This is a genomic window from Marinomonas sp. ef1 (assembly GCF_002806845.1).
GTDB classification, from domain to species: domain Bacteria; phylum Pseudomonadota; class Gammaproteobacteria; order Pseudomonadales; family Marinomonadaceae; genus Marinomonas; species Marinomonas polaris.
In genome coordinates this window covers 234743-250673 of the sequence record NZ_NHTT01000007.1, presented here as the reverse complement: position 1 = coordinate 250673, position 15931 = coordinate 234743, and the positions used below count along the sequence as shown (strand labels likewise).

Annotated in this window: 13 protein-coding genes; 2 read left to right on the top strand and 11 right to left on the bottom strand. The window is 42.6% G+C overall.

The annotated features are described in order from the left end of the window. Positions 1 to 63: 63 nt before the first annotated feature. The gene (locus CCS02_RS12205) at positions 64 to 930 is read left to right on the top strand and encodes an HDOD domain-containing protein (RefSeq protein ID WP_100636697.1); all 867 of its coding nucleotides are present in this window, start codon (positions 64 to 66) and stop codon (positions 928 to 930) included. A gap of 76 nt (positions 931 to 1006) precedes the next feature. Here the strand turns inward: CCS02_RS12205 and CCS02_RS12200 are convergent, their stop codons facing one another. From CCS02_RS12200 to recJ, 9 genes are all read right to left on the bottom strand, one after another. Next, positions 1007 to 2074, bottom strand: coding sequence for an ABC transporter ATP-binding protein (locus CCS02_RS12200; protein WP_198515366.1), 1068 nt, complete (start codon positions 2072 to 2074; stop codon positions 1007 to 1009). Positions 2075 to 2114: 40 nt separating this feature from the next. Continuing rightward, entirely contained in the window at positions 2115 to 3779 is a 1665-nt protein-coding gene (locus CCS02_RS12195; protein ID WP_100636696.1) for an ABC transporter permease, read from the bottom strand. 55 nt (positions 3780 to 3834) lie between these two features. After that, positions 3835 to 4902: a Fe(3+) ABC transporter substrate-binding protein gene (locus CCS02_RS12190; RefSeq protein ID WP_072841560.1), complete on the bottom strand. Its 1068-nt coding sequence runs from the start codon at positions 4900 to 4902 to the stop codon at positions 3835 to 3837. 285 nt (positions 4903 to 5187) lie between these two features. Further along, positions 5188 to 6015 carry an HDOD domain-containing protein gene (locus CCS02_RS12185; RefSeq protein ID WP_100636695.1) on the bottom strand — a complete coding sequence of 276 codons (828 nt, stop codon included), beginning with the start codon at positions 6013 to 6015 and terminating at the stop codon, positions 5188 to 5190. A gap of 141 nt (positions 6016 to 6156) precedes the next feature. After that, entirely contained in the window at positions 6157 to 7362 is a 1206-nt protein-coding gene (locus tag CCS02_RS12180; RefSeq protein ID WP_100636694.1) for a UbiH/UbiF/VisC/COQ6 family ubiquinone biosynthesis hydroxylase, read from the bottom strand. Between the two features lie 30 nt (positions 7363 to 7392). Then, positions 7393 to 8700, bottom strand: coding sequence for an aminopeptidase P N-terminal domain-containing protein (locus tag CCS02_RS12175; RefSeq protein ID WP_100636693.1), 1308 nt, complete (start codon positions 8698 to 8700; stop codon positions 7393 to 7395). 70 nt (positions 8701 to 8770) lie between these two features. Further along, complete coding sequence (locus CCS02_RS12170; RefSeq protein ID WP_072841552.1) at positions 8771 to 9361, bottom strand: UPF0149 family protein; 591 nt, start codon at positions 9359 to 9361, stop codon at positions 8771 to 8773. Between the two features lie 124 nt (positions 9362 to 9485). Next, on the bottom strand, positions 9486 to 10328 hold the full coding sequence (folD, locus tag CCS02_RS12165; protein ID WP_072841551.1) for a bifunctional methylenetetrahydrofolate dehydrogenase/methenyltetrahydrofolate cyclohydrolase FolD: 843 nt from the start codon (positions 10326 to 10328) through the stop codon (positions 9486 to 9488). 121 nt (positions 10329 to 10449) lie between these two features. Next, positions 10450 to 12174, bottom strand: a complete 1725-nt coding sequence (gene recJ, locus CCS02_RS12160) for a single-stranded-DNA-specific exonuclease RecJ (RefSeq protein ID WP_100636712.1) — start codon at positions 12172 to 12174, stop codon at positions 10450 to 10452. Between the two features lie 366 nt (positions 12175 to 12540). Here recJ and CCS02_RS12155 point away from each other — a divergent pair, with 366 nt between their 5' ends. Beyond that, positions 12541 to 13770, top strand: a complete 1230-nt coding sequence (locus tag CCS02_RS12155; protein WP_100636692.1) for a sugar MFS transporter — start codon at positions 12541 to 12543, stop codon at positions 13768 to 13770. A 113-nt stretch (positions 13771 to 13883) separates the two neighbouring features. Here CCS02_RS12155 and CCS02_RS12150 read toward each other — a convergent pair whose 3' ends face one another. Continuing rightward, a complete protein-coding gene (locus CCS02_RS12150) occupies positions 13884 to 14981 on the bottom strand; it encodes a GGDEF domain-containing protein (protein WP_100636691.1) in 1098 nt (365 codons plus the stop codon). Positions 14982 to 15134: 153 nt separating this feature from the next. After that, entirely contained in the window at positions 15135 to 15854 is a 720-nt protein-coding gene (locus CCS02_RS12145; protein WP_100636690.1) for a 16S rRNA (uracil(1498)-N(3))-methyltransferase, read from the bottom strand. Between the last annotated feature and the right edge of the window lie 77 nt (positions 15855 to 15931).

Sequence of the window (15931 nt, the reverse complement as noted above, 5' to 3'; positions counted from 1 at the left end):
CTCTAGATTCAATTGCTACGAATTACGTAGCTGTAAAGTTACTTGTCTTAAAGAAGTGTGTCCATGTCATCTACATTAAATGAAAATCAGCTAAAACTCATCTTGCAAGGCATCAGCATTCCACCACAACCACAAATCATGGTGGATTTACACATGGAACAAGCCATGCCAGATCCTGACATGGCACGTATATCAGAAATCATTTCACAGGATGTAAGCCTTTCAGCCGCCGTATTAAAACTCGTAAACTCTGCGTCTTTTAATTTACCTAAAAAAATAGCATCCATTCAGCAAGCCGTCATGTTGCTTGGCCCAACAAGCGTCACCAATATCGTTAACGGACTCGCAGTCAAAAGCGAACTTTCAGATGACGCAATAAAATCTTTACACAGTTTCTGGGATACAGCCAGCGAAGTTGCTGTGATTTGCTCAAGTCTAGCCAACCAGCTTAATTTTAAATACCAAGATGAATGCTATGCGCTTGGGCTTTTTCATAATGCAGGTATTCCTTTGATGCTTAAGCGTTTCGATGGCTACAAAGATGTATTGAAACAAGGTTATCAAGATCCAGAATTCAACCTAACCGACGTTGAAAACCAAGCTTTCAAAACCAACCATTCAGTTGTCGGTTATTATTTAGCAAAATCATGGGGGCTACCTAAAAGTTGCTGTGCGGTTATAGCCAAACACCATCGTGTCGATTACTTATTCCACCACAGAGTGCCTGGCGACTCTATTAATTTAACCTTTGCTTCTATTTTAAAAATGGCTGAGCACATTGCCTCAACCTATAGACACATAGGCGGTGCAAGCGAAGACTACGAATGGCAAAAAATTGGCCATTACGCCCTAGATCATTTAGAACTGAGTGAATACGATTTTGAAGGAATAATTGAAGTGTGCCATGAGCAAGGAATCGGAACTATCTAGCTCTATTGTCTGCCCCCCAACAATACATAAAAACGCCCAAGTGATTTATAAGCAAGTCACCTGGGCGTTTTATTTACTAACGTGGGAACATTACTAGGTGATCTAAATGAACACTCAAGCCGATCTCTTGCCCCACGGAATGATTGTGGTGAGAAGAAGCAAAACAATATACCACTTTGCCAGAAGACAATTTCACGCGATATAAGAAGTGTGACCCACGAAACCATTTACTTACAATCACACCAACAAATTCACTGTCGTCATCATGTAAAATATCATCAGGACGAACCAATAAGTCCACTTGAGTATTGTCAGCAAAACCATGATCTAAATCACCGCGAATATTACCCAAATCTGAATGAACGCAATCTGGACCACAGACGGTAGCCGTTAGGAAATCCCCATGACCAATAAAACTCGCCACAAAGCGTGTTTCTGGTCGATGATAAATCTGATACGGCGAACCTGTTTGATGAATTACGCCTTCACTCATAACCGATACTTGATCCGCCATCGCAAAGGCTTCCATCTGATCATGGGTCACTAATAACGCGCTCATTTTTTCATGCTGCAATATGGCACGAATATCAGGTACCAACTCTTCTCTTAACTTAGCATCAAGCCCAGAGAAAGGTTCATCCATCAGCAGTAATTTAGGCTTAGGTGCAATGGCGCGAGCCAAAGCGACACGTTGCTGTTGGCCACCAGAAAGAGAATGCGGATAGCGTGATTCGAAACCCGACAAACCAACCAAATTTAACAAATAAGTCACTCGTTCCTGTGCTGCCTCTTTAGGCCAAGCAGATAAGCCAAAAGCGATATTCTGTGCAATGGTAAGGTGTGGAAACAAGGCAATGTCTTGAAACACCATACCGATAAAACGGTGCTCAGGATTCACACTGTGTGATTGACTGGCAATCACCTCGTCATCAATGCGAATTTCTCCTACCATTAAAGACTCAAAGCCTGCAATTGCACGCAACAAGGTCGATTTACCGCAGCCACTTGGCCCGAGTAAACAACCGATCTGCCCTTCTAGCAGTTTGAATGAAGCATTTTTAACAACCGCATCACCATCATAACCAACCGAAACATCGGTCAGTGTCATTTCTTTCAATAGTTTATGAGGAGGTAAAGATGTCATATGCGATCCTATTTTTAATAAACGCTATTGGGCGCTTCGGCTATTTTGATTTATTCAGGTGAGAAGAAATGGAACGGCTCAACAAAATCACTGGCACCAGTCCCACCAGCACTATCATTAACGAAGCTGGAGCAGCATCGATCAGTCGCTCATCTGACGCCAATTCAAAAGCTCGCACCGCTAAGGTATTAAAATTAAATGGCCGTAACACCAAGGTCGCTGGTAATTCTTTCAACACATCGACAAAAACAATTAACATGGCCGTTAAGACCGAACCTTTTAATAGCGGAATATGAATGCGCGTTAAAACTTTAAAAGGCGACATCCCTAGCGAACGACCTGCCATGTCCATACTCGGCTTAATCTTTCCAAGGCCGTTTTGTACCGCACCTAAAGACACAGCCATAAAACGAACCGTGTAAGCAAACAGCAACGCCACTAATGTGCCAGAAAAAATCAAACCGACTCTTTCCCCACTGTAATGTTTAACCAAATCAATGATTCGATGGTCCAACCAAGCTAGAGGAACAATAGTGCCAATCGCGATAATAGTCCCCGGTAAGGCATAACCTAATCCCGCAATGCCTACAGATGTCCTCACCGCTTTACCATTATTTAAACGAATGGCGTAACTCAATATCAAGGCTAAACTCACCACAATAAGCGAAGCCATAGCCGCTAGATAAAACGAGTTCCACGCCAGTTGAATAAAGTTCGCGCCGGGCATTTCTGCTTTAAATACCGCCCAATAGGCCAAAACACCTACGGGAATAAGAAAGCCAACAAGAATAGGCAGCAAGCAAAAAATGCACGCTATAAAGCCACGACTACCTTTCAAAATCATACGCCGATTACTGGCCTTTTTTAGACCTGATGCATGATAACGAATGCGATGCCGAGAATATCGTTCTAGCAAAATCAACACCGCCACGAACATCAGTAAAATACCTGCCAGCTGAGAAGCAGCTGCGATATCACCAAATCCATAAAAGGTTCGTAAAATGCCCGTTGTGAAAGTATTTACACTGAAATATTGCACCGTACCATAATCCGCCAATGTCTCCATAAGCGCTAAGGTAAGGCCTGTTACTATCGCCGGACGAGCAAGGGGGAGTGCCAATTTGAAAAATACAGCGCGACCAGAATAGCCAAGTGTGCGACTAACTTCTAAGGTGTTCTCAGACTGCTCTAAAAAAGCCGCTCGGCTCATGAGATACACATAAGGGTAAAGAACCAAGGTCAGCATAGCTATGGCGCCACCAAGGGAACGTATTTCAAAGAACCAATACTCACCGTAACGCCAACCAGTAAGTTCGCGAATAAACGTTTGTACAGGACCTGCAAAATCCAATACCCCCGTGTAGGTATAAGCAATAATGTAAGCAGGCACGGCCATTGGCAAAAGCAAGGCCCAAGATAGTAAGGTGCGACCGTGGAAATCACACATGCTAGTCAACCAAGCGCAAGGCACACCGATAACCAGCACGCCAATGCCAACACCCAACATCAGTAACAAGGAGTTAGAAATGTATTCAGCTAAGACTGTCTGATAAAGGTGTCGCCACACTTCACCATCACCGATCAAAACATTAACCAAAACAACCAAGATAGGTAATGCCAAAATGGCAGCAATAATCATTGCCGCCATTTTTAACCAATTCCACTTAGACTTACTTGCTAAACTCGGGGGAGCTAAATTAGCCATCGATTATCAAAAACCATATCAGAAAGCTCGTTATATGGAGCAAATATCAGAAAAATCACTTCCAACCAGAAATATCCATAAGCTCGACTGCTTCACGATTGTTTTCACCTAATTGGCTTAACGAAATCGTATCCGCACGGAATGTACCAAATGGCGCCAACATTTCTGGAGCGCCAATGCCTTTTACCACAGGATACTCGTTATTCACGTGAGCATACCATTCTTGGGAAGCTTGGTTAGTGAGAAACTCAAGCAACAAGGTAGCATTTTCAATATTAGTCGCCGCGGCAGTGATACCAGCGCCACTAACGTTAACATGAGCGCCGCGTTCGCCTTGCGCTTGATTAGGCCAAAACAATTTTACGTCGTTATAAACCGCTCTTTCGTCTGCACTATCACTTTGCCCAAGACGACCATAGTAATAAGTATTCGCCAGCGTTAGATCACATACACCCGCAGAAACGGCTTTTAATAGATCCACATCGCCACCAAAAGGCGGACGTGCAAGGTTAGAAACAAGTCCTTTGATCCAGGATTGCGTTTTCTCACGACCATCTGCCTCTAACATGGAAGCAACCAGAGATTGGTTATAAATATTGGCTGAAGAACGCACACAAATACGTCCTTTCCATTTTGGATCAGCAAGGTTTTCGTAAGTAGATAAATCTTTTACTGAGACTTTTTTAGGGTTGTAAAAAATCACCCGAGCACGCTGAGATAATCCAAACCAATAACCATCACTATCTCGTAAATGACTCGGAATATTTGCGCTTAATACGTCGCTGTGAATAGGCTGCAATACGCCTGCAGCTTTTGCTCGGTGCAAACGGCCAGCATCAACAGTAATAAAAATATCTGCTGGACTCGCATCACCTTCTGCTTTTAAACGGCTCAACAAGGCATCGGCAGAACCGGTAATAAGGTTAACAACCACATCATTTTGTTCTGAAAACTTATCCAACGCAGGCTTAATAAGAGATTCTTTGCGAGCAGAATAGATGTTCACTTCGCCTTTGGCTTGTAAACCGGTAGAAAGAAGCAATGACGAAGCTAACGCAACAAATCCGACATAACTCAATATTGATTTTTGTCCTTGCGTTTTGATCGTTTTGCGCAATTTCATAAACATACTCACCTTCTACCAATTCAACAGATCCCCTCTTCCCAAAAACACCACATAGCAGATGAAAATAAGAGAAAAGGCCATAAAAAAAAGAGACAAGAAATTAGCACAACACAATGCTAAACACTAGCGATTATCATTTATTTATAGAGGTAACATAAGGGGTTAAACAGAGATAAACAAAGGATAAATTAAAGACTGGCATATCAATTTTTTGAATACGCCAATCTATTGAATATATGCATTTAAACGTATTTAAAAGCAGTTAAAATACGATATTAAAACCTAGTGAAGTAATTGATTAAGTCCATCGCCAATCGCTAAAGCATCATCTAATTCATAAATAACGCCCTCAGGCAAACCAGCCGCTTTCGCTACAGCAGAAGGAAAGCCCTCTCGAACTAAATCGTAATCTCGCTCATTACGAATACATGCATTAATGTAACAAGCCAAATTCAATACACAAGCAAGTGGATTTGGCTCATCATCCGAAAAAGGACGTTTATGATGTTGTACTGCGTACCCAAGTCCTGCCGGAAACTTCCACAAATCCATTAGCGCTTTACCAGCATCTTGGGAAGTAAAGCCAAGTAAATCTTGTTCAGCTTTAACACGCCCCGCTTTACGGTTAGTAACCAAAGATTGAATCTCTTGCGCAATAGCTGGCTCAGTAAGATGCAATAATAATCGCCCGATATTATGAACAATTCCTGCCGTAAAAGCTTCATCGGTCTCCACCAAAGGTGTCCGCTTTGCAAACCATTGCGCCAACTCGGCGACACGAAAAGAATCAGCCCAAAACTCAGGCAGCTTAATCCCCTCTACCTTTGCGACAGAATTGGAAAAGCCAGAAGCAATAACCAAGGTTTTTAGCTTGTCAGTACCTAGTAATACAGTCGCCTCATCGATAGAAGATATTTTTCTCGATAAACCGAAATAGGCTGAGTTAACCACGCGTAATACTTTCAAGGAGATCGTCTGATCATGAGAAACGCGTTCAGTAAGATCGGAATATTTAACATTAGGATCACTTAGGAGCTGAATCAGTTCACGAACGACATCGGGGACATTGGGAAGTTTATCCGTTTTCTTCAGAAGATCCGTTGCTTGCATACAATTCCGCCTTTTCTCTGATTGGTGATATATCTATACATGCAGAATAAGACAGCAAATGCTTTTTGCAACCGGAAATACGTAGCGTTTTGAAAACACGCTATTTACCTCCTAATTGCAAAAAACAAAAAAATGCTTAATTTAAGAGAAAGAAGACAAACCTGCAGCACGGGCAACCAATTTTTTCTTCAAAGATTCGCCTTTGTTAAATTGCTTCATACCGATATTTCTGAGCTGAACAATAAACGGTTGCTGAGTGGAAAATAGACGCTTAAATGATTCCATACCTGCAGCCATGGCAATGTTATCCAACATGCGTGCACGCTGGTAACGGCGTAGAACTTTACTCGTCCCTAGATACTCGCCACGTCTATGGGCTTTTTCTAGCACTTCCACTAACGCCTTCACATCACCAAAACCTAGGTTCGCACCTTGCCCTGCTAAAGGATGAATAGTATGTGCGGCATCGCCAATCAACGCTAGTCCGGCTTTCACATATTGCTTTGCATGACGTTGTCTTAGAGGAATCGCTTGACGAACCTGAGTGATACCCAAGACATCGAAGCGCTTATTCATCGCGTAATGCAAACGACGACAAAAAGCTTTCTCGTCGAGAACCATTAAAGACTCGGCTTCTTTAGGCGGTACAGACCAAACAATGGACACAAAATGTTTTTGATCGACAGAAGGAAGTGGAAGAAATGCCAAAATACCTTCTTCGCCGAAACTCTGCCACGCAGTATTTTCATGAGATTGAGCAATTTCGATCGTTGTGACGATCGCATGATGACCATAATCCCACTCAACGGTATCAAAGGCATTTTCGCTGCGCAGTTTGGACATAGCACCATCTGCCGCAATAATGGTCTGAGCTTCCAGCACATGAGCAGACGTCAGTTCTACTCTTACACCAGATTCACTTAACTCATGTGACTCTAAAGAATCGCCTAAATACAGATCGATGTTTTTCGAACGTCTAACTTGCACCATTAATTGCTGATTTAGTACAGCATTTTCAACTAAATGACCAAGCTCGGGCATTGCCGTAGCTTGAGCATTAAAATCGATATAACCCTCACCAAGGCCATCCCAAACCACCATATTGTCATAAGAAGCAATACGGTCTTGCGCAATGCCTTGCCAAACATTAGCCTGTTCTAGCAAGGCTTTAGATTGACTAGAAATGGCACTCACACGTGCGTCATAAGCTGGCGGTGTGGACAACCTATATTCGCCATCATGTTTATCAACAAGAGCAATTCTCAAAGAAGATTTAGCTAACAATATCGCAGACAAAGCGCCAACCATACCGGCACCAACTATTATCAAATCGTACGACTTAGCCATCTTCTTTACTCCGTCTCGTCTTTATAATGTTTATCGACTTTCAGCCATTAAGGCCTCAATCTCTGTAATTTCTTTTGGCAGACCATGGGTCAAAACATAAGGGCCATCGGCGCGGATAAGCACATCGTCTTCAATACGAATACCAATACCTCGCCATTTTTCGTCCACCGATTCATTATCAGCCGAAACATACAACCCAGGCTCAATGGTTAACACCATGCCTTCTTCTAGCAAACGCGATTCACCAGCAATTTTATAAGCACCGCAGTCATGAACATCCAGACCTAACCAATGACCTGTATTGTGCATGTAAAAGGCTCTATATGCCTTGCTCTCGATCAGTTGATCGACATCGCCTGTCAATAAGCCATGTGCTACCAAACCTGCAGTCAAAGTCCGAACCGCTGCGTTATGGCAAGCTTCATATGGCGTTCCTACATTTAACTCTTTCATGCCAGCATGATAAGCGTCCAATACAACTTGGTATAACGCCGCTTGTGGCTCACTGAATTTACCGTTCGCTGGAAAAGTACGAGTAATATCCGCTGCGTAACAACCTAATTCTGCACCGGCATCAATCAATACAAGATCACCGTCTTCGATCACTTCATCGTTTTTGATGTAATGTAAGACGCAGGCGTTACTACCTGAGGCAACAATATTGTTATACGCAGGTTGGCGCGCACCGGATTTCATAAACACATAATTTAATTCTGCTTCTAACTGGTATTCATTCATACCTGGACGAACAGATCGCATAGCCTGTTTATGAGCTTCAACACTAATTTGCGCTGCGGTTTCCATGATACCGATTTCTTCCGCGTCTTTGCGCAAACGCATTTCAGACACAAATGGAAACAAGTCAATGAAACTTGTCGGCGCCGCCGCGCCCATTCTGACTTTTGCAGCAATAGCATCACGCCAGCCAGCAATTTTTTCACGAAGAACATCGTCGTTAAACAAATACACAACTTGTTCAGCGCCATCTAAAGCAGCAAACGCCATCTTGTCTAATTCTTCTAACGGAGCAGCATCATTTGCACCAAAATTTGCTATCGCGCCTTCACTACCAAAACGAAAACCATCCCATTGCTCACGTTCAGGATCTTTTGGCAAAGTCACTAAGGTCATTTCACCACGGCCACGAATAATGGCGTAGGCACTTGGCTCAGGAAATCCAGTTAAATAGAAAAAACTACTATGCGGACGAAACTCATACTCACAATCATTATTGCGAGTTGCTAACTCACCCGTTCGCAGAACAACCACACTGTTTTCAGGTAACGATTGCATCAGGCGCTCACGACGAGCCTGATAAGTTTGAGTGTCGATTTTCATAGAAGGTCTCACTTATTAATTTTTCATTCCATTAAACACTAGCGATAACATTTTGATTTAACATAAAAATCTAGTGTAGAGAATTTTGTTTAGTATGATCTACATCAGGATTGATATCATGATGTTCAGTGTACAACATCATTGCCGACAGTCTGACGTACTCAACCAATTCTGTTAAATCAGCTTCGTTATCATTGTTGTCTTCTAATGCGCGCATTTCCGCTTGCATGCCGGAGATATTGGCAAAATCACGCAGAATTTGCTTAGTCTCATCTGATAAATCCTTTTTTTGCCCAGACAAACCATAACCAGCCAAAAAACCGTGGGCCCATTGCGCCAAAGTCACACCTCTTTCGCATAATTCAGCATCGTCATCGGAAATACTTGGCACAAGCGCAAACTCACCATTTTGGAACAAAGTCAGCGTGGCGGTATAAAGTTCAACGATTACTGCTCGACTAGCTTCTTCTTTCCAGCCTTCGATATCACAAAACTCTACAACCATGGACAACCAATCTTCCAATGGCAAAGTCACGCCAGAAGCAAGATAACCACAAAGTTGACCATGCAATTCTGATGGTGATGCGGTAATGGATTCGGTGACAAAAACATCGGCGATCAAATCGAAGTCCAATGCGTCTTTTAACATTTCTGTGGACATAAACTGTCTACCTATTTCTGTTCAATTTATAAAAAAGAAGCCGCACCTAGTGGCGCGGCTTTCTGTCACATATTGCGATCTCATACCAACAATATGGGGCAGTGATACAGACCTTTCAAGTCTATTAGCCTAGTTGTTTAAGGCCAGACTCTACCGTTTGCAGAATCAAAGTATTGATTGTCATTGGGCCAACACCACCAGGAACTGGAGTATAAGCCGCAACGCGATCAGTCAAAGGACCAAGCTCAATATCACCAACACCACCTGGATGATAACCAGCATCAACCACAACTGCGCCGTCTTTGATCCACTCTGCTTTGATAAATTCTGGTTTGCCTACAGCACCAACGATTACGTCGGCTTGTTTCACAAATTCAGACAGATTCTGTGTACGAGAATGACAAATCGTCACTGTTGCATTGGCATTCAACATCATCATCGCCATTGGTTTGCCAAGAATTGGACTACGACCAACCACAACAACGTGCTTACCTTCTAGGTTCACATCGTACGCTTCAAGCAAACGCATGATACCAGCAGGTGTTGCCGCGCCGTAAGCAGGCTCTTGCATAGCCATACGACCAAAACCAAGACAAGTTACACCATCTACGTCTTTGTGAGCTGCAATCGCGTCGAAACACAAACGTTCATCAATTTGCTCTGGCACTGGATGTTGCAACAAAATACCGTGCACGTCAGGGTTATTGTTTAGCTCGTTGATCTTTGCTAGTAGCTGCTCAGTGGTCGTGGTTTCAGACAATTCAATTGCCATAGAATCCATACCAACACGACGACAAGCATTGCCTTTCATCTTCACATAAGTGGCTGATGCTGGATCAGCACCCACTAGAATTGTCGCTAAAATTGGGGTGCAACCGGTACGCTCTTTAAGCTCGGTAACTTGAGCCTGTAGGCGGTTTTCAGTTTCTTTGGCGCAAAGTTTGCCGTCAAGAACCAGTGCAGTCATGAATGAGCTCCAGTAAAATTAGAGTGATGTATGAGGGAGGCGCATTATACCTCAACTTTTGCTTTGATACGCAGTGCCAAAACCAATTTGTTCGGCAAAAGAGCGAATCTTCACTTTTACTCTACGCTGGCTCTAAATAGTCCACCAACAACTGAAGGTTACGCTGACCACGAAACTCATTCACATCAAGTTTATAAACCAAGCGAGCTTGTGTCGCTTTATCATTCGGCCATTGATCTAGATCGACAAAGAAGCTAATTGCATCTAACAAAAGCCCACTACTCGGCTCACGCACCATAAGTTTAAGGTGTTTTTCACCAACGATACGCTGCTGCAAGATATCAAACACGCCATCAAAACAAGGCTCTGGGAACATCTGTCCCCATGGGCCAGATAAGCGAACTTGCTCGGCAAAACTCAAACTAAAGTCTTCAGCTGCCAGTGGCCCATCGGTTAACAATGTCGCTTGTAATTGTTCGGGGGTTACCCATTCGGTAATGATGGCATCAAATGCCAAACGGAAAGCGTCATAGTGAGATTCTTTGATCGACATACCTGCCGCCATGGCGTGACCACCAAACTTGCTAAGCAACTGCGGATAACGTTTGGCCAATAAATCCAAAGCATCACGAATATGAACACCCGCAATGGAACGAGCTGAGCCTTTCAACTCATCTTCACCCACACGAGCAAAAGCAATCACTGGACGATGGCATTTATCTTTCATCCGCGAAGCCAAAATCCCAATCACACCTTGATGCCAATCCGCATCGTAAAAACACATACCGTTCGGCATGTCTTGTTCTTCGTCTAACAAAGACACAAGTGCTAATTCAGCCTGTTCTTTCATATCAGATTCGATAGCTTTGCGTTCACGATTGAACTGATCTAACTGCTGAGCATAATCGCGTGCTTGATGAGGATGAACTGCGAGCAAACACTCAATACCGATCGACATATCATCTAAACGACCTGCAGCGTTCAACCTTGGCCCGACCACAAAACCCAAATCGGATGCTTTCAATTGAGTATAATCGCGACGCCCGACTTCTAATAAAGCGAGAATCCCCGGGCGCGCCAAGCCGGCTTGAATACGCTTGATACCTTGCTGGACGAGAATGCGATTATTGGCATCAAAAGGCACAACATCCGCTACAGTTCCGAGTGCCACTAAATCCAAATAATCTGCCATTTTGGGCTCTGGAATGTGCTGATCAGTAAACCAATTACGACTATTCAACTCGGCTCTTAAAGCCGACATTACGTAAAAAATAACGCCAACACCCGCTAAGTTCTTGCTTGGAAAACCACAATCTGGATGGTTTGGATTCACAATAGCATCGGCGTTCGGAAGCGTATCACCGGGTAAATGGTGATCTGTAACAACTACTTTCATACCATAGGACTTTGCAGCCAACACGCCATCAATACTAGCAATGCCATTATCCACCGTCACCAAGACATCTGGTGATCGCTCTTGCGCAACCTCGACAATTTCAGGCGTCAGTCCATAACCAAATTCAAATCGGTTTGGCACCAAGTATTCTGGAGCAATCGCTCCCATCGCCTCTAAAGCTAAAATGCCAAGACTGGTACTGGTCGCACCATCGGCATCAAAGTCACCAACGATAAGAATCTTCTGACCAGCAACAATGGCATCCGCCAATATCTTCGCCGCGGTGGTTAGGTCAAATAAAGAATCAGGTCTTAATAAATGCGGTAAGCGGTAATCAAGCTGAGCAACGGACACCACATCACGAGACAAAAAAACGCGCTGTAAAGTCGCAGACATAGTCGAGGGAAAGTCATTTTTTTCAGCCGGCACAGCTCGACGCTCAATACGCATATAAATCTCAAAGTCAGGATAAGCAGATAGACAAAGAATAACATGAAAATGACCGCACTCGCGCTGCAGCCAATTCCAAGAAAAAATTTTCAGCAAATACAAAACCACACTGGATCAAAAACCACCATAAAATGATTAAAAATCAGACACATAATATCATTAGGTTTTGTTACATAAGCGGTAAATAGGAGAGGTTTTCTTACAAAACTGACGCAAAAAAGGAATTTTCTAGGCTATTACCTACAGAACCACCTCCTGACCAGAAAGTTAAGATATTCGGTGATATGATGCCGCACTTTTTTGATTTGGATAAGTATTCTAAAGATAAAAACTGAGCAGTACTCGTTTTAACCTATCGGAAAAAATATGAAAAATCACTCACCTACGACTCATAAACTACAATCAAACCAACGATTTGCGTTGGTTGCCTTAACATCATTGTTCTTTATGTGGGGCTTTATCACCTCATTGAATGACATCCTAATACCGCACTTGAAAGGCGTTTTTGACCTTAACTATACGCAAGCCATGATGATTCAAATGTGCTTCTTCGGCGCTTACTTTATCGTTTCAATACCTGCAGGAAACCTAGTCAAAAAAGTAGGCTTTCAGCGTGGTATAGGTATCGGCCTAATGATCGCCGCAGCTGGCTGCCTTTTGTTTATTGCTGCCGCAAAAGCACAGCAATACAGTATATTTTTAAGTGCGCTTTTTGTTTTAGCGGCAGGTATTACCATTCTTCAAGTCGCAGCAAATCCTCTTGTTACAGCAATGGGGCCAACAGAAACAGCATCAAGTCGTTTAACGCTTTCTCAAGCCTTTAATGCGTTAGGCACAACCGTTGCACCTCTTGTTGGTGGTGCACTATTGTTTACGGTTGCCGGACAATATGCCACCAAAGCACAAGAAGCTGAGAGCGTTATTATCCCTTACATCGGTTTGGCGATTTTACTTGTTCTTTTAGCTGCTATTTTCACTCGCATTAGCCTTCCAACACCTTCAAATATTGAAGAAGACACCACGGATACGCCAAGCGTTAGCATCTTAAAACACCGCCATTTGGTGTTGGGAACTGTCGCGATATTTATGTATGTGGGTGCAGAAGTGGCCATCGGCAGTTTATTAGTTAACTTCTTTGGCCTTGAAAATATTGCTGGCCTAGCTGAGGCAGATGCCGCTCATTATGTCGCCTATTATTGGGGCGGAGCTATGGTAGGACGCTTTATTGGTGCCGCGTTAATGCAGCGTATCTCTGCCGGTAGCTTACTCACATTTAATGCCTTCGCAGTAATTGCATTGATTACTAGCGCTATACTGAATGATGGTCATGTTGCAATGTGGTCTATCTTATTAGTTGGCTTATTCAACTCTATTATGTTCCCAACTATATTCAGCCTCGCCTTGAAAGATCTTGGTCCACAAACTAGCCGTGGTTCTGGCTTGCTTTGCTTAGCTATTGTAGGCGGCGCTATATTACCGGTATTGCAGGGCTTTATTGCTGACTCAATTGGCCTTCAAATTTCATTCGTTATGCCAATAATTTGTTACCTATATATTGCTTACTTTGGAGTCTTTGGCTCTAAACCCGTTTCTTGATAAAAGCACAACAGAAAAAATAATATAGTGTAACGCTTTATAGAAAAATGGCCTGCTTAAGCTATTAAGCAGGCCATTTTTTATTAATCAATCATCAACAGAAGGCAGCGCATTTAGCTTTTTCGAGTTCGGTTTCGACCTGCTCGCTTTGCACTATATAAACGACTATCAGCAAGAGTTATCGCTTCTCGTAATGAAGTAGATTCATTCATTGTCGCCACACCAAAACTCAGAGTCATACGAAACTTCTGATCGAGATACTCAAACTCGTAATCCTCTACATCTTGCCGAATAGATTCAGCCAATGCAAAAGCCTCCGACTCACTACAATCACAAACCGCTATCAAAAACTCTTCTCCCCCCCATCGAGAAGCTAAGCCGCCCTCAGGAAGAGACACTTGGATAATTTTAGCCAATTGAGAAAGAGCATAATCTCCAGCGTCATGACCATATTCATCATTAATACTTTTAAAAAAATCAACGTCAGCCAACAATAGATGAAAACTCGTATAGGAGCTTGCCTCAAGCCGTTGTAACATTCCTCTACGATTTAATAGTTCAGTCAATGCGTCAATATAAGCGACTAGCTTTAGCTTGGCTGAAGTTTCTTTTAATTCTTGGTTAAACCGAGACATTGAATATTCATAAATACCAGAAAGAAAAACCACCACGATAAAGGAAAATAGAATCCTCGTCTTTAACTCTGGGTCATAACCAAATTCGGCAAAATGGCTATCCGTAAAAAACATCGTAATAATTAAAGCGAGTGTAAAAAAGCTAAGCTCAATCAACCCTCTCTTCATGCCATTCAAAAATAAAGACACGGCAGGAATACAATATATCCAAACATGCCCCGTTCCCTTTACACCACCAGTATAAACAAGGTAAATCATCAAAGCATACAGGGGGTAGATTACGAAATTACCAGATAAACCATGGTTATGGGTACGGCGCAAATAGATATGGTTCATTGCATATAAAAATGCAATCAATATCAACGCAGAACCAAGGACAGTTTTCCCTTCGATGAGCGACACAATACCTAGTGGTAAAGTAAAAAGTATACCGACAGAGGCAAACAGATTAATAATGAAAACCCGACGAATATTTTCAGAAAATACATCATCAGTATTACCTACATAGAAAAAGGTCAGCCAAGAAGCTTTATTTTTTTTATTATCAAATTTTGATTTATGTGCGTATTTTGTCATGCATATTCTCCGACTTAGCACTTCTAAGCCGTATATGATAGGGAAACTTCAAATAAGCCTCCCCAATACACACAATCCTACACCAAAGCCTAAAATAGCTCCTCTAATAACCCCCTTTAGTTACAAATTACAACAATTCATATACTTAGCACTTTAGGCTGGATACAAACGCGATAACAAAACAGGCACCACCGTTTCAACTTTTAAAATTCTATCCCCCAAATGCACTGATTCCATGCCCGCTTCATGCCATTTACTCACTTCAAATTCATTCCACCCACCTTCAGGCCCAAGTGCTAGAACACAAGGTTGCTGAATATCGATAGGACAACGTTTAGACAAATAAGGGTGTGCAAGCAATCCCACTTTATCTTTTAAAATATCTGGCAATTGATCTTCTACAAAAGGACGAAACCTAGGAATCAAAGACCAGTTTGGCATTACTGTGTCTTTGGCTTGTTCCAATCCTTCTAACAAACATTGCTGAATAGATTCGGTCTGCAAAACGGGACTTTGCCAGTAGCTTTTTTCAACTTTGGCAGAATGAATAAGATATAAATCTTTCACTCCCATTGCAGTGATGTTTTGCAAGGTTCGCTTCAGCATATTTGGTCTTGGCAAAGCCATAACCAATACCATAGGCAAAGGCTCAGGTGGCAATGAAGCCAAATTGAGTGAATGAATATAACCGGCTCTATCCTCGCTTGGCGACTCATAAACCCCTTCGCCTATTTTTCCATTTAAAATGCCCACTCGCAGAACATCCCCTTGCTGAGCTTTAATTACTTTTGAAATGTGGGTTTGTTGGCGCAGAGTCAGCCCATATAGGCCATCACCAAGTGTATTTTTAGGATCGAGTAATATGATATTCATATGAAAGGCGCAAAAGTATGAGGGGAAAAAGAAACGGCCAATCTTTGATTGGCCGTTATTAGCATTGCTAATTTATC

Bases quoted from the DNA above. Each gene is read 5' to 3' on its own strand.
- CCS02_RS12205 (WP_100636697.1), top strand. From the start codon at position 64: ATGTCATCTACATTAAATGAAAATCAGCTAAAACTCATCTTGCAAGGC.
- CCS02_RS12200 (WP_198515366.1), bottom strand. From the start codon at position 2,074: ATGACATCTTTACCTCCTCATAAACTATTGAAAGAAATGACACTGACC.
- CCS02_RS12195 (WP_100636696.1), bottom strand. From the start codon at position 3,779: ATGGCTAATTTAGCTCCCCCGAGTTTAGCAAGTAAGTCTAAGTGGAAT.
- CCS02_RS12190 (WP_072841560.1), bottom strand. From the start codon at position 4,902: ATGAAATTGCGCAAAACGATCAAAACGCAAGGACAAAAATCAATATTG.
- CCS02_RS12185 (WP_100636695.1), bottom strand. From the start codon at position 6,015: ATGCAAGCAACGGATCTTCTGAAGAAAACGGATAAACTTCCCAATGTC.
- CCS02_RS12180 (WP_100636694.1), bottom strand. From the start codon at position 7,362: ATGGCTAAGTCGTACGATTTGATAATAGTTGGTGCCGGTATGGTTGGC.
- CCS02_RS12175 (WP_100636693.1), bottom strand. From the start codon at position 8,700: ATGAAAATCGACACTCAAACTTATCAGGCTCGTCGTGAGCGCCTGATG.
- CCS02_RS12170 (WP_072841552.1), bottom strand. From the start codon at position 9,361: ATGTCCACAGAAATGTTAAAAGACGCATTGGACTTCGATTTGATCGCC.
- folD (WP_072841551.1), bottom strand. From the start codon at position 10,328: ATGACTGCACTGGTTCTTGACGGCAAACTTTGCGCCAAAGAAACTGAA.
- recJ (WP_100636712.1), bottom strand. From the start codon at position 12,174: ATGCGTATTGAGCGTCGAGCTGTGCCGGCTGAAAAAAATGACTTTCCC.
- CCS02_RS12155 (WP_100636692.1), top strand. From the start codon at position 12,541: ATGAAAAATCACTCACCTACGACTCATAAACTACAATCAAACCAACGA.
- CCS02_RS12150 (WP_100636691.1), bottom strand. From the start codon at position 14,981: ATGACAAAATACGCACATAAATCAAAATTTGATAATAAAAAAAATAAA.
- CCS02_RS12145 (WP_100636690.1), bottom strand. From the start codon at position 15,854: ATGAATATCATATTACTCGATCCTAAAAATACACTTGGTGATGGCCTA.